Origin of the sequence: Rhodoferax mekongensis (assembly GCF_032191775.1) — a bacterium.
Taxonomy (GTDB): Bacteria; Pseudomonadota; Gammaproteobacteria; order Burkholderiales; family Burkholderiaceae_C; genus Allorhodoferax; species Allorhodoferax mekongensis.
Genome location: NZ_CP132507.1, coordinates 951,820 through 970,226, shown reverse-complemented (window position 1 = coordinate 970,226; position 18,407 = coordinate 951,820). Strand labels below are relative to the sequence as shown.

20 protein-coding genes are annotated in these 18,407 nt (G+C 61.9%); 10 read left to right on the top strand and 10 right to left on the bottom strand.

From position 1 onward, the window contains the following. The first annotated feature begins 22 nt into the window (after positions 1-22). From RAN89_RS04600 to RAN89_RS04575, 6 genes are all read left to right on the top strand, one after another. Complete coding sequence (locus tag RAN89_RS04600) at positions 23-787, top strand: DeoR/GlpR family DNA-binding transcription regulator (protein WP_313868465.1); 765 nt, start codon at positions 23-25, stop codon at positions 785-787. A 25-nt stretch (positions 788-812) separates the two neighbouring features. Then, the gene (gene glpK, locus RAN89_RS04595; RefSeq protein WP_313868464.1) at positions 813-2,387 is read left to right on the top strand and encodes a glycerol kinase GlpK; all 1,575 of its coding nucleotides are present in this window, start codon (positions 813-815) and stop codon (positions 2,385-2,387) included. Between the two features lie 94 nt (positions 2,388-2,481). Next, the gene (gene proC / locus RAN89_RS04590) at positions 2,482-3,297 is read left to right on the top strand and encodes a pyrroline-5-carboxylate reductase (RefSeq protein ID WP_313868463.1); all 816 of its coding nucleotides are present in this window, start codon (positions 2,482-2,484) and stop codon (positions 3,295-3,297) included. 66 nt (positions 3,298-3,363) lie between these two features. Beyond that, the gene (locus tag RAN89_RS04585) at positions 3,364-4,914 is read left to right on the top strand and encodes a DUF1800 domain-containing protein (protein ID WP_313869343.1); all 1,551 of its coding nucleotides are present in this window, start codon (positions 3,364-3,366) and stop codon (positions 4,912-4,914) included. 50 nt (positions 4,915-4,964) lie between these two features. After that, positions 4,965-6,188 carry a DUF1501 domain-containing protein gene (locus RAN89_RS04580; protein WP_313868462.1) on the top strand — a complete coding sequence of 408 codons (1,224 nt, stop codon included), beginning with the start codon at positions 4,965-4,967 and terminating at the stop codon, positions 6,186-6,188. Positions 6,189-6,297: 109 nt separating this feature from the next. After that, on the top strand, positions 6,298-6,594 hold the full coding sequence (locus tag RAN89_RS04575; RefSeq protein ID WP_313868461.1) for a hypothetical protein: 297 nt from the start codon (positions 6,298-6,300) through the stop codon (positions 6,592-6,594). A 129-nt stretch (positions 6,595-6,723) separates the two neighbouring features. Here RAN89_RS04575 and RAN89_RS04570 read toward each other — a convergent pair whose 3' ends face one another. The 4 genes from RAN89_RS04570 to RAN89_RS04555 all read right to left on the bottom strand — a co-directional run bounded on the left by RAN89_RS04570 (position 6,724) and on the right by RAN89_RS04555 (position 10,060). Further along, a complete protein-coding gene (locus tag RAN89_RS04570; protein WP_313868460.1) occupies positions 6,724-7,332 on the bottom strand; it encodes a PEP-CTERM sorting domain-containing protein in 609 nt (202 codons plus the stop codon). Between the two features lie 96 nt (positions 7,333-7,428). Beyond that, on the bottom strand, positions 7,429-8,376 hold the full coding sequence (locus tag RAN89_RS04565) for a LysR family transcriptional regulator (RefSeq protein ID WP_313868459.1): 948 nt from the start codon (positions 8,374-8,376) through the stop codon (positions 7,429-7,431). A gap of 142 nt (positions 8,377-8,518) precedes the next feature. Continuing rightward, a complete protein-coding gene (locus RAN89_RS04560) occupies positions 8,519-9,742 on the bottom strand; it encodes a CaiB/BaiF CoA transferase family protein (protein WP_313868458.1) in 1,224 nt (407 codons plus the stop codon). Between the two features lie 18 nt (positions 9,743-9,760). Then, entirely contained in the window at positions 9,761-10,060 is a 300-nt protein-coding gene (locus tag RAN89_RS04555) for a Dabb family protein (protein WP_313868457.1), read from the bottom strand. A 153-nt stretch (positions 10,061-10,213) separates the two neighbouring features. On the opposite strand from RAN89_RS04555, the gene RAN89_RS04550 reads away from it, so the two are divergent. Continuing rightward, positions 10,214-12,430 carry a malate synthase G gene (locus RAN89_RS04550; protein ID WP_313868456.1) on the top strand — a complete coding sequence of 739 codons (2,217 nt, stop codon included), beginning with the start codon at positions 10,214-10,216 and terminating at the stop codon, positions 12,428-12,430. Positions 12,431-12,515: 85 nt separating this feature from the next. Continuing rightward, on the top strand, positions 12,516-13,046 hold the full coding sequence (locus tag RAN89_RS04545; protein WP_313868455.1) for a c-type cytochrome: 531 nt from the start codon (positions 12,516-12,518) through the stop codon (positions 13,044-13,046). Between the two features lie 90 nt (positions 13,047-13,136). Here the strand turns inward: RAN89_RS04545 and mmuM are convergent, their stop codons facing one another. From mmuM to RAN89_RS04525, 4 genes are all read right to left on the bottom strand, one after another. Next, complete coding sequence (gene mmuM / locus RAN89_RS04540) at positions 13,137-14,081, bottom strand: homocysteine S-methyltransferase (RefSeq protein ID WP_313868454.1); 945 nt, start codon at positions 14,079-14,081, stop codon at positions 13,137-13,139. Between the two features lie 88 nt (positions 14,082-14,169). Then, on the bottom strand, positions 14,170-14,865 hold the full coding sequence (locus RAN89_RS04535) for an ABC transporter permease (RefSeq protein WP_313868453.1): 696 nt from the start codon (positions 14,863-14,865) through the stop codon (positions 14,170-14,172). 2 nt (positions 14,866-14,867) lie between these two features. Next, positions 14,868-15,548 (bottom strand): ABC transporter permease, encoded by a 681-nt coding sequence (locus RAN89_RS04530; protein ID WP_313868452.1) that lies wholly within the window; start codon positions 15,546-15,548, stop codon positions 14,868-14,870. 55 nt (positions 15,549-15,603) lie between these two features. Next, complete coding sequence (locus RAN89_RS04525) at positions 15,604-16,389, bottom strand: transporter substrate-binding domain-containing protein (protein WP_313868451.1); 786 nt, start codon at positions 16,387-16,389, stop codon at positions 15,604-15,606. A 305-nt stretch (positions 16,390-16,694) separates the two neighbouring features. On the opposite strand from RAN89_RS04525, the gene RAN89_RS04520 reads away from it, so the two are divergent. Then, entirely contained in the window at positions 16,695-17,162 is a 468-nt protein-coding gene (locus RAN89_RS04520) for an Lrp/AsnC family transcriptional regulator (protein WP_087497360.1), read from the top strand. Between the two features lie 109 nt (positions 17,163-17,271). Here RAN89_RS04520 and RAN89_RS04515 read toward each other — a convergent pair whose 3' ends face one another. Further along, positions 17,272-17,754, bottom strand: a complete 483-nt coding sequence (locus tag RAN89_RS04515) for a CYTH domain-containing protein (RefSeq protein WP_313868450.1) — start codon at positions 17,752-17,754, stop codon at positions 17,272-17,274. A gap of 49 nt (positions 17,755-17,803) precedes the next feature. Here RAN89_RS04515 and RAN89_RS04510 point away from each other — a divergent pair, with 49 nt between their 5' ends. Continuing rightward, positions 17,804-18,037: a cysteine-rich CWC family protein gene (locus RAN89_RS04510; protein WP_313868449.1), complete on the top strand. Its 234-nt coding sequence runs from the start codon at positions 17,804-17,806 to the stop codon at positions 18,035-18,037. Here RAN89_RS04510 and RAN89_RS04505 read toward each other — a convergent pair. Then, positions 18,006-18,359, bottom strand: a complete 354-nt coding sequence (locus RAN89_RS04505; RefSeq protein ID WP_313868448.1) for a hypothetical protein — start codon at positions 18,357-18,359, stop codon at positions 18,006-18,008. The two genes, RAN89_RS04510 and RAN89_RS04505, sit on opposite strands and share 32 nt — an antisense overlap. Positions 18,360-18,407: the final 48 nt, after the last annotated feature.

Genomic DNA, 18,407 nt, shown 5'->3' with positions numbered 1-18,407 from the left:
TACGCCATAAGGATCCACCCCCATGTCCGCGAACCCTCGCCAACTTCAACTGCTTCACACCGTGCAAGAACAGGGCTCTGTCACCGTAGAGCGCTTGGCAGAGTCTCTGGGTGTGACCTTGCAAACCGTGCGTCGCGACGTACAAAAACTGGCGGACGAGGGCTTGCTGACCCGTTTCCACGGTGGCGTAAGGGTTCCCAGCTCCACGGTGGAGAACATTGCACACCTGCAAAGGGTGCAACTCAACGCACCAGAGAAAAACCGCATCGCCCGCGCCATTGCTGCGGCCATTCCCAACGATTGCTCCCTGATCTTGAACATAGGTACGACCACCGAAGCCGTGGCGCGGGCACTGCTGGAGCACACGGGCTTGCGTGTGATTACCAACAACCTGAACGTCGCCAGCATCCTGAGCGCGAATAGCCAGTCAGAGGTCATCGTGGTCGGCGGTGTCGTGCGCGGGCGCGACCAGGGCATCGTGGGCGAGGCTGCGGTGGACTTCATCCGCCAGTTCAAGGTGGATATTGCCGTCATCGGCATCTCCGGCATCGAGGCCGACGGCACCCTGCGCGACTACGACTACCGTGAAGTGAAAGTCGCCCAGACCATCATCAGCCAGGCGCGCGAAGTCTGGGTGGCCGCCGACACCAGCAAGTTCAACCGCCCGGCCATGGTCGAAGTCGGCCTACTAGCCCAGATTGACCGCCTGTTCACCGACTCCATGCCGCCAGCTCCCTTCCCTGCCCTGCTGGAAGAAGCGGGCGCCCGCCTGGTGATTGCAGACTGACACCATCCACAAGAAGGAGACAACCATGACCTACCTGCTCGCCTTGGACCAGGGCACCTCCAGCTCCCGCAGCATCGTGTTTGACGAAACCGGCCACACCGTGGCCATGGCCCAGCTGGAACTGCAACAGATTTACCCGCAACCCGGATGGGTAGAGCACGACGCCCAGGAGATCTGGCGCATCCAACTCGCCACCGCGCGCGACGCATTGACCAAAGCCGGCATCACTGCCGCGCAGGTCAGGGCAGTGGGAATTACCAACCAGCGCGAAACCACGGTGGTGTGGAACCGCAAAACCGGCGTGCCCATCCACTACGCCATCGTTTGGCAGGACCGTCGTGCAGAGCCCACCTGTGCCGACCTGCGCGCCCGCGGGCTGGCAGACACCATACAAGCGAAAACAGGGCTGCTGGTGGACGCCTACTTCTCCGGCACCAAACTCAAATGGATTCTGGACAACGTACCCGGCGCGCGCGCACAGGCAGCCAATGGTGAGCTGGCCTTCGGCACTATCGACAGCTGGCTGATCTGGCAACTGACCGAGGGTAAAGTCCACGTGACGGATGTGAGCAATGCCTCGCGCACCATGCTGTTCAACGTGCACACCAACCTGTGGGACGAAGACCTGCTGGCCGCGCTGGACATTCCCGCCAGCCTGATGCCCGCCGTCCAGCCCTCGGCCTCCCTGTTCGGTGAAGTGGCGCCCGGTCTGCTGGGCCACGCCATTCCCATCGGCGGCGTGGCGGGCGACCAGCAAAGCGCGCTCTTCGGTCAAGCCTGCTTCAAGGCAGGCATGGTGAAAAACACCTACGGCACAGGCTGCTTCATGCTGATGCACACCGGTGGAACCTTTCAAAGCTCGCAAAACGGCTTGATCACCACCAGTGCCGCGCAAATAGCCCCCACGCTTGCCGCTCCGCGTGCTGCGCTGCCCCCCGATGGGGCGCGGTCTAGCTTGGGGCGGCCCGGCGCGGCGACCTACCACAGCCAACCCCAGTTCGCGCTGGAAGGCAGCGTGTTTGTGGGTGGTGCCGTGGTGCAATGGCTGCGCGACGGGCTGCATGCCATTCAGGGCAGCGGCGAGGTGCAGAGTCTGGCGCAAAGCGTGCCGGACTCCGGAGGCGTCATCGTTGTACCTGCATTTACCGGCCTGGGAGCCCCCTATTGGAAGCCCGATGCACGCGGCTCCATTACAGGCATTACCCGCGGCTCAACGCTCGCCCACATTGCGCGAGCTGCTCTCGAAAGCATAGCATTCCAAAGTGCCGCTCTGCTGCAAGCCATGAGCCGCGACGCCGTAAGCGCGGGTGCTGCGGCGGTGTCTGAGCTGCGCGTTGATGGTGGCGCCTGTGTGAACGATTTGCTCATGCAGTTTCAGGCGGATCTGCTGGGCATTCCGGTGGTGCGCCCCGCAGTCACCGAGACCACCGCGTTGGGAGCCGCCTACCTGGCCGGCCTGACCACCGGCGTGTACCGCAGCACCGACGAGCTGACCGATCTGTGGAAGGCCGAGCGTCGCTTTTTGCCGACTTTGCCACCGGCACGTGCCAAGGACCTGATGGAGCGCTGGGAGCACGCAGTGCGGCAAACGAGCCTCTGAAACCCCGTCCGGGTTGTCAGCCGCCGTTGGCTTGGGTGCCTCCGCTTTGGCTAGACTTGCGCGCTCCAACCTTCATAACACAGGACGACACACCATGGGCAAGCGCATTGCATTCATAGGCGGCGGCAATATGGCCAGCGCCATCATCGGCGGGCTGCTCCGCCAGGGCTTCTCGGCCGCCGACATTGATGTGGTGGAACCCTGGGACGAAGCACGGGCGCGCTTGGCCAAGGACTTCGGCCTCGCCCCACAGACAGAAGCCGGAGCGTTCTTGGCAGGCGCCGACATGATCGTCTGGGCCGTGAAACCCCAGACCTTCAAGGACGCAGCTGCGGCTATGCGTGCCCACAATCAGCATGCCTTGCACCTGAGCGTGGCGGCAGGCATCACCAGCCAGAGCATCGCCCAATGGCTGGGCAGTGAACGCATCATCCGCACCATGCCCAACACGCCCGCGCTCATCGGCAAGGGCATCACAGCGCTGTACGGCCGCCCGGCCGTCACCCAGGCGGACAAAGACTGGGCCAATGAAGTCATCGCCACCACCGGTGCCACAGTTTGGTTGACCGCTGAAGAGCAACTCGACGCGGTCACTGCCATCAGCGGCTCAGGCCCGGCCTATATGTTCTATTTCATGGAAGCCATGACCGAGGCTGGCGCCAAGCTGGGTTTGGAGCGTGATCAAGCCTACCAACTGGCCGTGGCCACCTTCATCGGCGCGGGCGAGCTGGCCCGCGCATCGACCGAGCCGCCGGAAACCCTGCGCGCCAAAGTTACCTCCAAGGGCGGCACCACGTATGCGGCCATCACGTCCCTGGACGAAAGCGGCGTCAAAGACCTGTTTGCCAAAGCCTTGTTTGCCGCGCACAAACGCGCTGGTGAACTGGGCGCTGAATTCGGTAAAGCCTGACAGCTTTACAAAAGTAACAGTTGGTGAGGCGCGGGGTGCAGCGCTACCATGCGCTGCATGAAACGCATGCTCCCCTCCGCCCATTCCTTGGCCCCTCTGTGGCTGTGCGCTGCACTGGCCGGCATGCAGGCCTGTGCCCCGCTGCCTCCCGCCGCGTTCAACAGCGCAGCAGCGCCTGCCACCCCGCAGAACTACCAGTGGCTGAACCGGGTAACCTGGGGCGCCAACAGCCACACTGCCCGCCAACTGGAGCAGCAGGGGCAAGCCACATGGTTGCTGCAGCAACTCCAGCCCCGCGACGCTGTGTTGCCCGAGCCCGCGCGCGAAGCCGTGCGCAGCATGACCATCAGCCAGACCAGCTTGACGGATCTGGTCCTCAAAATGGAGCAGCAACGCAAAGACTCTGACGCGCTCAAAGATGACACTGAGAAGAAAAGCGCCCAGCAGGCCTACCAGCAAGAGCTCAACCGCCTGGCCCGCGAATCCGCGACTCGCCACCTGCTGCGGGCGCTTTACAGCCCGGCCCAGGTGCAGGAGCAGATGACCTGGTTCTGGCTGAACCACTTCAATGTGCACCTCTACAAGCACAACCTGCGCGCCTTGCTGGGCGACTACGAGAACAGCGCTCTGCGGCCGCACGCCCTGGGGCGCTTCCGCGATCTGCTGGGTGCCGTGACCTACCACCCGGCCATGCTGCGCTACCTGGACAACGACCAGAACGCCGCAGGCCGCATCAACGAAAACTTTGCGCGAGAGCTCATGGAACTGCACACCCTGGGGGTGGATGGTGGCTACACCCAGAAGGATGTGCAGGAACTGGCCCGCGTACTCACTGGCGTCGGTGTGAACATGAACACCGGTAACCCCAACCTGCGCAAAGAGCTCAACCGCCTCTATGTGCGCCGTGGCGTGTTTGAGTTCAACCCGCAGCGCCACGACATGGCCCCCAAAACCCTGCTGGGCAACCCCGTGACCGGCGAGGGCCTGGCCGAAGTGGACGCCGCGCTGGACACACTGGCCCGCCACCCGTCCACCGCACGCTTCGTCAGCCGCAAGCTCGCCACCTACTGGCTTTCGGACAACCCGCCCCAAGCCCTGATCGACCGCATGGCGGCCACCTGGAAAGCGACCGATGGCCAGATCGCCAAAGTATTGGAGACCCTGTTCACTGCACCTGAGTTTGTGAACGCACCGCCCACCAAATTCAAGGACCCGGTACGTTACGTGGTGTCCTCGGTGCGGCTGGCGTATGACGACAAGGTCATCCTCAATGTCGGCCCCATGCTGAACTGGATCAACCGCATGGGCGAGCCGCTCTATGGCCGCCAGACGCCGGACGGCTACCCCATGGTGGCCTCAGGCTGGGACAGCGCGGGCCAGCTGACTACCCGCTTTGAGATTGCCAAGGCGATCGGCTCCGGCAGTGCCGGCCTCTTCAAGACTGATGGCCCGCAACCCACTGAAAAACCTGCCTTTCCCCAGCTGGCCAACGCGCTGTATTACCAGGCGATTCAGGGCAGCCTGAGCCCGGCCACGCGCGCTGCGCTGGACCAGGCCAATTCGCCACAGGAATGGAACACCTTCCTGCTTGCAGCACCCGAATCCATGCGGCGCTAATCGTCCGTCCGCTCGCCATCCCGCTCAAGGCCACCCTACCGGAGTCCGCCATGCAACGTCGTCACTTTTTACGCCAAGCCTTGCACACCACCGCAGCGGCTGCAGCGCTGGGCATTCCCGGCGTGCACCTGCATGCCGCCACGGCGGTGGCAAGTACCGGGGCGCCCAAGTTTTTGTTCGTCTTCCTGCGTGGAGGCATGGACGCGGCCAGCCTGCTGGTGCCCACCAGCAGCAGCTTCTATTACGAAGTACGGCCCGAGATTGCGATTGCCAAGCCCTCTGCCGACCTGGCCAGCGCCCTGCCGCTCTCTGCCGACTGGGGCCTGCACCCGGCTCTGCGCGAATCGCTCTATCCGCTCTACCAGCAAGGCGAATTGGCCTTTGTGCCTTTCAGCGGTACCGACGACCTCTCGCGCAGCCATTTCGAGACGCAGGACAGCATCGAACTGGGCCAGCTCCACAACGGCAGCATCCAATACGGCTCGGGCTTTTTGAACCGGCTGGCCGCGCAATTGCAAGGCCCGAAACCTGCCGCGCCCATGGCGTTTACCGACCAACTGCCTATTGCCATGCAAGGGGGCCTGCGGGTGCCCAACACCAGCCTGCGCAACCTGAGCAAGCCGTCGGTAGATACACGCCAGAGCAGCATCATTGCTGCCATGTACAAAGGCACGGGCTTGGAGGGCACGGTACAAAGCGGCTTTGCGGTGCGCGACCAGGTGATGCGCGAAATGTCGGCCGAAATGGATGCCGCCAGCCGCGGCGCCATCACCGCCAAGGGGTTCGAGTTGGAAGCCCGCCGCATTGCCCGCCTGATGCGCGAGCAATACGCACTGGGTTTTGTGGATGTGGGCGGCTGGGATACCCATGTGGCCCAAGGCGGCGCCACCGGCTATCTGGCCAGTCGTCTTGACGAACTGGGACAGGGCTTGGCCGCTTTTTCACAAGAAATGGGCAGCGCCTGGCGCAACACCGTGGTGGTGGTCATGAGCGAATTCGGCCGCACCTTCCGCCAAAACGGCAACCGCGGCACCGACCATGGCCATGGCAGCGTGATGTGGGTGCTGGGTGGCGCGGTGCGCGGCAAGCAAGTGGTCGGCGAGCAGGTGCAGATGACGGCGGCCACCCTGTTCCAGAACCGCGACTATGCGGTGCTGAACGAATACCGCAGCGTGCTGGGCGGCATCTTCCAGCGCCAGTGGGGCCTGAGCGACAGCCAGCTCAAAACCATATTTCCCGGGTTCAAGGGCGCACGCGACTGGGGACTGGTCTAAACGGCCACGCGTCGCAAAAGCCTCACGTGCCTGTCACACAGGGTTCACGGCGGAGGCGCACGCTGTACAGGCGGCGTGTTGCCGTGTTTCATGAATAAGCGAGCCCTGAATGACCCAAGACACTTCCCCCATGGCCGACACCGTGGCAGACGATCTGGTGGACGAAGACTTTGAGACCATAGCCGACTACCACCGCATGGCCGCCCACCACTTCCAGGCCGCCGCCAAACACCATCTGGCCGCTGCCGCAGCCGATGACGAAGGTGACGACGAGACCAACGCCCGCCACGCATTTCTGGCCTACCGCCATCAACTCAACGGCGTGCAGTGCGCCGAGATCGCAATGATGGAAAGCGACACGCTGGACGACGAGTTTGACGTGCCTTCGGAAGACGACGCCCATTAATTCGCCATACAGGATCATGAAAAGCAGGATTTGAGCGCTAGCCGGCTCAATGGTTTTGACCACCGCACCATGTAAATGAAAAAACCCGCTGAAACTCAGCGGGTTTTTTTCATTTGAAGTCGAGTGCTTTTAGGCGCGCTTGCGGCGACGCACCAGGGCCCCTATCGCGCCCAAACCAGCCAACAACATGGCATATGTCTCAGGCTCAGGTACAGCCGCCACGTGCAGTGCACCCACCAACGAAATGGAGGGAACAGTTCCGCCGGGGGCCACTGTATCCAAGCCAATCGACTGGTATTGCAAGTTTGCGCCGTTAGCGATGCCGAATGCCGAGAAGTCAACCAAGGCAACGTTCAACGCATAACCGCCAGCGGTGTAACCCGTTGCAACCGTTTGAAAAGACAATGTTTGTGCGCCGAAGCTCACTTTCACAGAGTCTGCAATGCCGAGTTCAAAAACAGCCAAGTCTGCACCGGCACCATTGAACACATTGTTATCGGTGAAACCAAGCAACAAACTGGCACCGGGTGTGCGAGAGTACGCATAGGTCCCAGGATTGGTGTCTGTCAATACTTGCGCCAAAGTGCCACCGGAGGTGGTGTAACTACCAAACGAGTAGTACAACGCATCAGCGAACGCGTTGTCCGCGAAGCTGATGCCACCCACTGTAGTAGTCGCACTGGCACCGAGCGCGGATGCGGCCAACGCAATTGCGGTTAAAACACGTTTAATTTTCATAAGAGCTCCCATTTGAACCGGGATACACCGGCGATCAGCATTAATCTAATTCGCTGCCAAGGCTCTTGCAATAGTTCTTTCGGATGTCTGCAAGCACTAATCCCGAAGCACGGTTCGTTGCCAATACCCCGGCGCGCTGTAGCGCTCTTTGATGAAGTCGATCCACAAGCGCACCCGCAGGGGCATGTGTTTGCGTTGGGGGAAGACGGCGTAAATGCCGTTGGGCGGAGCGGCATAGTCTTCCAGCACCGCGACCAAACGGCCTGCGGCGATTTCGTTTTCCACCTCCCAGGTGCTGCGCCATGCGATGCCGTAGCCCCCCAGACACCAGTCGTGCAGCACCTGGCCATCGCTGCAGTCCAACGGGCCGGCGGGCTTGAGGTAAATCACCTCGCCTGCGTCAGCGCGCTCACCCTTGGCCGCGGGCAACTTGAAAGCCCAGCCCCGGGTTTGGGATGCGTCGCTGGACAGCGTGAGGCAATGGAAGCGGCTCAGGTCGGCGGGCGTTTTGGGCGTGCCATGACGCTTGAGGTAGGCCGGTGTGGCCACGCACAAGCGCCGGTTGTCGGCCATGCGCACGCTCACCAGCGATGAGTCGGGCATGTCGCCCACGCGGACTGCGCAGTCAAAGCCCTCGCCCGCAATGTCCACCACACGGTCACTCAAGTTAAGCGAAATCGTCACATCGGGGTGCAGCTCGCGGAACTTGGGCACCAGCGGCGCCACATGGCGGCGGCCGAAACCAGCAGGCGCCGTAATACGCAAATGGCCTGCCGCCTTCACGCCACCGGCGCTCACGCTGGCCTCTGCGTTGGTCACGTCGGCAATGATGCGCTGGCAGTCTTCCAGAAACGCACTGCCCTCGTGCGTGAGTGTGATGCGCCGGGTGGTGCGGATCAGCAACTTCACGCCCAGGCGCTCTTCCAGCGCGTCAAGCCGACGGCCCATGATGGCGGGGGCCACGCCTTCGGCATTGGCGGCTGCGGTCAAGCTGCCACGGGTGGCGACCGAGACGAAGGATTCGAGTTGCTTGAGCTTGTCCATGGCTAGCTCCGGGAGGCCTGAACGGCAGTGCGGTCTGCGCAGGTCAAGGAGGAGCCCGCAACGCGGGCGGGGGACACGGAGCAGGCCGCACTGCCGCTCAGGCCTCTAGCGCACGCCAGATATGCGCAAACCGCTATATTTTTCATAGTACTACGCCTTGTGCATGCAGCGCCGCCACTTCGTCCGCGCTGTACCCCAGACTTTGCAGCAGCGCGTCGGTGTGCTCGCCCAGCTTGGGCGGGTCCAAGCGAAGGCCCAGGCGCTCACCACCCAGCGTCAGTGGCAACAAGGGCACTTGGGTCTGACGGCCATCCGGCAGCTCCATGGGTGCCAAGCCGCCGGTGGCTTGCAGGTGCGGGTCGTCAAACAAATGCTGTGGATCGGTGATGGGCGCGAAGGGCAGGCCCACGTGCTCAAAGCGCTGTGACAGCTCTGCACGGCTGAACTGCGCCAGGCGTGTGCGCAGTTCTGGGATGAGCCAGCTGCGCGCCAGCACGCGGTCGTTGTTGGTGGTGACGCGCGGGTCGGCAAACAGGTCGGCGTAGGCAAAGGCCTCGCAAAAGGTTTTCCACTGCCCATCGCCCACCACGGCCAGAAAAATTTGCTCCTTGTCCTTCACGCTGAACACGTCATAAATGCCCCAAGGCGAGATGCGCTCGGGCATGGGCGCGGCGGCTTTGCCGGTCACGGCGAACTGCATCATGTGCTGGGCCACCAAGAAGATGTTGTTTTCAAACAGCGCGCTTTGCACCTCCTGGCCCTTGCCGGTTTGCTGGCGCTGCATGAGTGCGGCCATGGCGCCCACCGCACCGAAGATGCCGCCCATGATGTCGTTCACACTGGAGCCTGCGCGCAGCGGGTCGCCCGGGCGGCCGGTCATGTAGGCCAGGCCGCCCATCATTTGCACCACCTCGTCCAGCGCGGTGCGATGGTCGTAGGGGCCGGGCAGAAAGCCTTTGTGACTTACGTAGATCAGGCGCGGGTCCAGCTTGCTCAAAGACGCGTAGTCCAAGCCCAGCTTTTGCATGGTCTCGGTTTTGAAGTTCTCGCTCACGATGTCGGCCGTGGCGATCAGCTTGAGCACAATCTCACGGCCCTTTGCGCTCTTGAGGTCCACCGCAATGCTCTTCTTGTTGCGGTTGAACAGCGGGTAGAAGCCCGCGCCACTGCCCAACAGCTTACGCGTACTGTCGCCTGCCAAGGGTTCGACCTTGATGACCTCAGCCCCCAAATCGCCCAGCGTCATGCCGCACGTAGGACCCATGACCATGTGGGTGAATTCAACAACGCGGATGCCCGCGAGGGGGAGGGTTCGGGCTTCGGGCCCACTTTGCTCGGAGGGGTAGGTCGGGTTAGCGCTTGTCATGGCGGGTATCTTCACAAATTACACGGCGTAATCCAACACCAGCACGTCGTCCAACGTGGGTTTCAAAATCTCCACAAACGCCAAGTGATCGGGGTGTGGCAGGTAGCTTGCGCGGCCGGCCTCATCCGCGAAAGTGAGGTTGAAGCAGTGGGTAAAGCCTTTGGCCAGGCCTTCGGGGCTGTTATCGGTGCCCCACTCCAGGCTCTGCACGGCGCTGATCTTGCTTGCCAATGCGGCAAACGCGGCTTCTATGGCCTGCACCTGTGCGGGCTCCGTGTCGGCTTTGAACTTCAGCAGCACCAGATGGCGTATGGGCATGAACTACATCCTGAAAAGTCACAAATCGATTGATATTCTTCCATATAGTAATCTGCAAAGGATGGAATACAGTACATCCATAGCCTGAGGACATTCCCCCTCGCGCGACCTGTTTTCACTTTGTTGACCGCCCCTTCCTTTGAAAGGCCCACCATGACGACAACGACACCCCGCACTACTGAGCACCGCCTTCAGGTAGCAACCAGCCTGCATAGCTTCATCCAGGACAAAGTTTTGCCAGGCACCGGCATCACGCCCGAGGCGTTCTGGAAAGGGTTCGACGCCATCGTGGCCGACTTGGCCCCCAAGAACATCGCCCTGCTGGCCGAGCGCGACCGCCTGCAAACCGAGCTGGATGCCTGGCACAAAGCCAACCCCGGCCCCATCACTGATATGCCTGCGTACAAGGCCTTTCTGGAAAAAATCGGCTACCTGGTCGAGAGCCCCAAGAAGGTAAAGATCACCACCAAAAACGTGGATGCCGAGCTGGCCACCCAAGCCGGCCCCCAGCTGGTGGTGCCCGTGCTGAACGCCCGCTATGCCTTGAACGCCGCCAACGCGCGCTGGGGCTCGCTGTATGACGCGCTGTATGGCACCGACGTGATCAGCGAAGACAAGGGCTGCGAAAAGGTGGGCCCCAAGGGCTACAACCCCAAGCGCGGCAAAAAAGTCATCGAATACGCTCGCCACGTGCTGGACCGCTGCGCACCGCTCAAAAAAGGCTCACACGTAGGCTCTACCGGCTACGCCATCAAGGGCGGTGACTTGGTCGTCACCCTGAAGGACGGCAGCACGTCCAAGTTGGCCGACAAGGACCAGTTCGTGGGCTTCCAGGGCTCTGCCAAAGATCCTTCCAGCGTGCTGGTGATTCACAACGGCCTACACTTGGACATCATCATCAACCGCGCCACGCCCATCGGCAAAACCGATGCAGCAGGTGTAAGCGACTTGGTGCTTGAAGCAGCCCTCTCCACCATCCTGGACCTGGAAGACTCCGTGGCTGTGGTGGACGCTGAAGACAAGGTGCTGGCCTATGGCAACTGGCTGGGCATTCTTCAAGGCACTTTGGTCGAGAGCTTTGACAAGGGCGGCAAAACACTGACCCGTGGTCTGAACGGCGACCGCGTGTACACCGCGCCCGACGGCAAAAGGCAAGTCAAGCTGCACGGCCGCAGCCTCATGTTTGTGCGCAACGTGGGCCACCTGATGACCAACCCGGCCATCACCTACACCGCAGCGGACGGCAGCACCAAAGAAATCCCCGAAGGCATCATGGACGCCGTGGTCACCACCACCATCGCCCTGCATGACCTCAAGAAGACCAAGAAAGACGCCATCCGCAACTCGCGCAAAGGCTCGGTCTACATCGTCAAACCCAAGATGCACGGCCCCGCAGAAGTGGCGTTTGCAGCCGAGCTGTTCACCCGCGTAGAACAGATGCTGGGCCTGCCCGACAGCACCGTGAAGCTGGGCATCATGGACGAAGAGCGCCGCACCAGCGTGAACCTGAAGGCCTGCATTGCCGCCGCCCAAAGCCGAGTGGCCTTCATCAACACGGGCTTCCTGGACCGCACCGGCGACGAGATGCACACCGCCATGCAGGCCGGCCCCATGATCCGCAAGGCGGACATGAAAAGCAGCGCATGGATTGCGGCGTATGAAAAGAACAACGTGCTGGTGGGCTTGTCTAGCGGCTTGCGCGGCAAGGCGCAGATCGGCAAGGGCATGTGGGCCATGCCCGACCTGATGAAGGCCATGATGGAGCAAAAAATCGGCCACCCCAAGGCCGGTGCCAACACCGCCTGGGTGCCCAGCCCCACCGGCGCCACCCTGCACGCCCTGCACTACCACCAGTTGCTGGTGAGCGACGTGCAGAAGGAACTGGAAAAGACCAACTACGAGAAAGCCCGCCCCGGGATTCTGGACAACCTGCTGCAGATTCCCGTGACCGCCACGCCCAACTGGACGGACGCCGAAAAGCAAGCTGAGCTGGACAACAACGCCCAGGGCATCCTGGGCTACGTGGTGCGCTGGGTGGACCAAGGCGTGGGCTGCTCCAAGGTGCCCGACATCAACGACATCGGCCTCATGGAAGACCGCGCCACCCTGCGCATCAGCAGCCAGCACATGGCCAACTGGCTGCACCACGGTGTGGTCACCAAGGCGCAAGTGGAAGAAACCTTCCAGCGCATGGCTGCCAAGGTGGACAAGCAAAACGCCGGCGACAAGCTCTACACCCCCATGGTGGGCAAATTCAAGGGCGCGGCGTATCAAGCAGCGACTGAGCTGGTGTTCAAGGGATTGGCGCAGCCCAGCGGCTACACCGAGCCCTTGCTGCATGCTTGGCGCTTGAAGGTAAAAGCGGCGTAAGCCAGCCTTCCAGAAAAACGGCACCCGAGGGTGCCGTTTTTGTTGATGGAAGAGACTGCAATAAAGGCCCGCACCTCACCATGCCATGGCTTTCGCGCCACACTCTGGCACCCCATCTCCAGAGACCTCCCACATGCACCCGGAAGACGACACCCCACCTCAGCGACCGCGTTGGCTTGCAGCGGCACTTATCGTGGCAGTAGTGGTGGTCGTTGCAGGCATGCTGATGGTGGGGTGGCGTACGTTGCAGGCGGGCAGCAGCGAAGGCAAAGCGAGTCAAAGTTCTGCTGTCACAACAGCGAGCGCCAGCACCGTAGTGGTGACAGCTTCTCCGGCTACCCCCGCCACGCTGGCAGCCGGATTGGCCACCGTCAACGCGTCCGACTGCATTCGCTGCCACGGGGTAGACAGGCGCTATGTCGGCCCCGCATTCAACCAAGTCGCTGCCCGCTACCAGGGCCGACCCGATGCGGTGGACTACCTCGCAGGAAAGATTCGCAACGGGGGAGCCGGCGAATGGGGCCGGGCCCTGATGCCCCGCCACCCGCAGCTCAGCGAGGAACAAGCGCGTCAGATAGCGCAGTGGGTGATGTCGCTGTCGCCGGCAGCGCAGTAAAGCCTCAGCGAAAGTCGAAGCCGCTACATTTTTAGTAGCTGCTTGCGGATATTCCATGGGCGCTAGAGGCCCATTTCATACCTAAATGCCTCAGGCGGCAGCCATAAGGCGCACCGCGCGGATGTCGTCCGGGCCGGTGCGGCAGCAGCCACCAATCATGCGGGCCCCTTTGGCTTGCCAGCGCGCAGCCATCTCTGCGTAAGCATCCGCCGGGTTGCAAGCACCGGTCCAAACCTTGCCTTCGGCGTCGTAATGCTCACCGGAGTTCGGGTAGACCAGCACCGGCTTGGTGGTGCGGGCCTTTGCCTGCTCGACCAAGCTGGCCACATGCTCAGGCGCCGTGCAGTTCACACCGATGGCAACGATGTGCGGGTAGGCCTCCAGCACAGCCACGCAGTCTGCCAAGCGCTCGCCCTGCACGTTGTGCTCGCCGTCTTTGCAAGAGAAGCTGATCCACGCAGTCATGTTGTTTTGCTCTGCAAGCACATCAGCAATCGCCAAAGCTTCGTCCAGGCACGGAATCGTCTCGCAGGCCAGCAGGTCAGCGCCAGAGCTAGACAGCACCTGCATGCGTTCGCGGTGGAAGTCGGCCAGCGCGGCACGGCTCAGGCCGTAGTGGCCGCGGTACTCCGAGCCATCGGCCAGCATAGCGCCATACGGGCCTACCGAGGCAGCCACCAGCGGACGCAGGCGCCCCACGCGGTTCGAGGGCTCGGCCCAGAAGGCATCGCGCGCCTCGCAGGCCAGAGTCACCGACAGGCGCATCAAATCCGCTGCCTCCGCCCGGCTCATGCCACGGCGGGTAAACGCTTCAAAGGTGGCTTGGTAGCTGGCGGTGGTGGCCACATCGGCGCCGGCGGCAAAGTAGTCCGCATGCACCGCGCGAATGAGCTCGGGTTGTTCGATCAGCAGCTTGGCAGACCACAGCGCGTCATTCAGGTTGGCGCCACGGCGCTCCAGCTCGGTGGCCAGGGCGCCGTCCAGCACCATCAGGCGGTCGTGGGCGAGAAAACTATTCAGGGGATTCAGCATCATGGGGATCATTCAAAAATTCGAGGATGAGCTTAGACAAAGCGCCCGCGCTGCGGCGGCAATTTGCCAGGCCTCTGTGCACACAAGCAGCTCACGCAGCGTGGCTTTTGCGGCGTCGCTCCAGAAAATGCACACCCGCCGAAATCAGCAGGGTCAGCACGCCATAGACCACGCCAGCCAGCACCAGCGCATCCGTGGTGTACGACTCGGTGGACAGGCGACGGGCCACACCGGTCAGGTCAAACACGGTGATGGTGCTTACCAGCGCCGTGGCTTTGAGCAAGGACACCACCTCGTTCCCCAAAGCGGGAGTGGCGATGCGCAATGCCTGCGGTAGCACGATGCGGCGCAAGAGCGTGCCGCCCGGCATGCCGAAGGCGCGGGCCGCCTCCTGCTGCCCCAAGGGAACGGCAAGTAGGCCGGCGCGAATGTCTTCGGCCATGTAGGCAGCTATATTGAGCGTCAAGGCGATGAGCCCGCAGTAAAACGCATCCTCCAGCACCACCCACGCAGCAGACGCCCTCACCCATTCAAACTGGCTGAGCCCGTAATAGAGCAGGAACATTTGCACCAGCAGCGGCGTGCCGCGAAAGGCCGCACTGTACACACGCACCAGCCGCTTCAGCACCGGCCCGCCATGCGTCGCGCCGAGAGCCAAGCCCAGCGCCAGCACCAAACCGGCGGCTCCGGAAGCCGCCCACAGCTGCAGGGTAACAATCAAGCCTTCCCACAGCTCGGCGCGGTTGTCCTGCAGCAGGACGAGGATGTCGGTGAACCAGGCGTCCATGGCTAGCTGCGGTGGGCCTGATAAGGGCGCTGCGCACGCCGCTCCAGTGCGGAGACCAGCGGGTCAGACAGCGCCAGCAGGCAGAAATACATCACGGCTGCCGCCATCAAAAACAGGAACGGCTGATGCGAAGCCTGCGCCGCCATGTTGGACTTTTTCAGCAAGTCTTCCAGGCCCACCACCGACACCAGCGAGGTGTCTTTGAGCAGGGATTGCCAGAGGTTGCCCAGACTGGGAATGGCGATGCGCCAAGCCTGTGGCAAGCGCACCAGAAAGAAGGTTTGCACCGGGCTCAGGCCCAGCGAGCGGGCGGCTTCCAGCTGCCCGCGCTCCAGCGCCACAAAACTGCCGCGAAACACCTCAGAGGCATAGGCCCCCATCACCAGCGCCAAAGACACCACGCCCGCAAAAAACGGGCTGATGTCAAACGCACTGTCAAAGTGGTTGTTGATGAGGTTGGACAGCCCGAAGTAGCACACCAGCACCACCAGAAACTCGGGCACCCCGCGCAGCACGCCGGTGAGCACCGCCACCGGACGACGCAGCCAGGTGTGGCGGCTGAGCTGGCAAGCCGCCAGCACCAAGCCCAACACCAGCCCGCAGACCAAGGCGGCGCAGGCCAGTTGCACGGTCATCAGCGCACCTTGCAGCAGCTGGCCCGTGTAGGCCTGCAAAACATCCATCTCGACTCCGGGAAAGCGCGGCCACCACCCGCTCGGGGCGGTGGCGGCCTGTCAGTTACTTGCTAGCGGGAGCAATGCTAAACGGAAACACCTTTTTGTTCTCGGCCGCAAAGGTGCCGTCGGTCAGCACCTTCTTGATGGCGGCGTTGAAGCGGGCCTTCAGGGCGTCGCCCTTGCGCACGGCGATGCCGGTGCCTTCGCCGAAAATTTCCACATCGTTCACCGGCTTGCCGGCGAAGTCGAAGCCCTTGGCCTTGCCGGTTTTTTGCAGCCACTCGTAGGCCACAGTGGTGTCGGTCAAGGTGGTGTTCAGGCGGCCGGCTTCCAGGTCCAACCAGATCGCGTCCTGGTTGGGGTAGGACTTGGTGGCAATGCCGGACTTTGCCTTGGGCAGGCGCTTCTTGAAGTAAGTCTCGCTATTGGAGCCGCTGTACACGCCCACTATCTTGCCGCGCAGGGTGGCCGGGTCTTCGTTGATGCCGGAGCCTACCTTGGCCACGTATTGCACCGGTGCCAGGGTGAACAGGTCGGTGAAGTCCACCACTTTCTTGCGCTCATCGGTGATGGACATCTGGGCCAGCACGGCATCGATCTTTTTGGCTTTGAGTGCAGGGATCAGGGCATCAAAGTCCATGGTCACGTATTCGCATTTGGCTTGCATGTGCTTGCACATCGCGTTGCCCAACTCGATTTCCATGCCCTTGAGCTGGCCGGACGCATCCTTGTATTCAAAGGGAGGGTAGTCAGACAGGGTGCCGATACGCACCACATCCTGGGCATAGGCCAGACCTGCGGCCAACAACCAACCACCCACTAAAGCTTTCACAACCTGACGATTCATTCTTCGTTACTCCAGACAACACCGGTCAACCGGCAGACCACATCCCATCACGGGAACGACATCCTGCGCCGGAGTAAGCACATCGGGTGGCCAAAAACAACAACATGTTGTCTATAGCCACCTGCCACCCGGCACCTCGCGTTAGGTACGCAAAAACGTGTTTTTGAGACGCAAAGGAAGCTCAAGTTTCCGCAAAAGAAATGGCGCCAGGCGGCGTATTCGCCACATTGAACGCGGGAAAACCGCATAAGCAAGCGCTTTCGCGCCGCGCAGGCTCAGCACCCCCTTTTACCTACAATCAAGCGATGGAAACGCCTTTGGACCCCTTTGACCGCAAGATTCTGGAGTTCGTGCAACGCGATTGCCAGGTCAATGCAGAAGTGATTGCCGAGGCGGTCGGCCTGTCCGCATCCGCGGTGCAACGCCGCTTGCGCCGGCTGCGAGCCGAGAAGGTGATTACGGCCGAGGTGGCCATCGTGGACCCGCAGGTCGTAGGCCAGCGCATGCAGTTCATCGCCGGCATCGAGCTCAAGGACAACTACGAGGCCCTGCCCCGCATTCGCGCCTGGGTGCAAAAAGAACCCGAGGTGCAGCAGCTTTTTTACGTGACCGGTGCAGTGGACCTGGTGATGGTCATCCTGAGCAAAAGCGTGAAAGAGTACGACGCCCTCTCCGCCCGGCTGATGGCCGAGGTGCCCCAGGTCATTCGCATGACCACCAATGTGGTGATCGATGCGATGAAGTCCGACCTGTACGTGCCGGTAGACGAATAAGCGCAACCGCAGGCTCTGACGGCCCATCATCCGGTACACCCGCGCGAGCTAATTTTGCTATAAAAACAGGAGCTACTGGCGCAAACCCAATGAGCGCTAGAGGCCATTTTTATCCCAAGCCTTCATGGGATGTACTCCACGTACTAATCGGCTGCGTGGCCAGATTGGAGTTGAAGTAGCGCGCGTCGTGGGTGACCTCCTCACCCAACCACGCGGGGCGCTCAAAGGCCTCGTCCTCTGTGCCCAGCTCCAGCTCGGCCACCACCAAACCGGCGTTGTCCCCTGCAAACTCGTCCACCTCCCAACGGTGACCTGCATGCAGCACGACATAGCGGGTTTTCTCTATCAATGGGCCATCACACAAGGCCATCAGGGCCTGCGCATCGTCCAGGGGCACCGGATACTCAAACTCAGCCCGGGTCGCCCCGGTGCTTTTGCCTTTGATGGTAAGAAAGGCCGCATTCCCCGCAATGCGGATGCGCACGGTGCGCACCTTGTCCCGGTTGAGGTAGCCCTGCCGGTACAACACGCCACTGTCGTTGCGCCAGGCATCGCCCGTCACCAGAAACTTGCGTTCTATTTCTACGGCCAAGGGGTTCTCCTCTGAGGTGCGGTTGGGGTCTGGCTACACTGCAAGCTTCATGTCTGAAACACCCGCTGCCAACGTCAACCCCGAAGTGTGCCCTGTGTGCGGCCAGGGAAACCGTTGCGCCATGGAAATTGAAAAAATGACCGGCCAGCCGCAGGGCCCATGCTGGTGCACCCAAGTGGATTTCAGTGCGGAACTGCTGAGCCGCATTCCCGCACAGGCGCGGGGCCAAGCCTGCATTTGCGAGGCTTGTGCTACTCGATCCGGTGCAGCGCCGTCAGATTGATCAGCGCCGAAATCACTTCCGATTTGAAGCCAACCCGCTTGGTTGCGCCATCCGAATAGCCGCCGTTCAGGATGAGGGTGCGGATGTATTCCACGCAATCCCGGTGGCCCCAAAACTTCTCTATCGCCAAGGCAATGCGTATGTGGTGTTCCGCAATGATGGCCATTTCATGGTCAATCTGTGCCTGCAAGGGGCGCTCATTAAGCGGCAGGGGGCGCGTGTCCAAATCCTCGTCCTCCCACTGCAAGGAGGGGAAGCCGGTTTCTGAGAAACGGGAGTCTTTGGGGTCGGTCACCGGGCGCACTTGTATTTTGAAGCCCACACTTTACTCCACGCCGTCCGCCGCGCTACTGACGTATTCCAGCGGCAC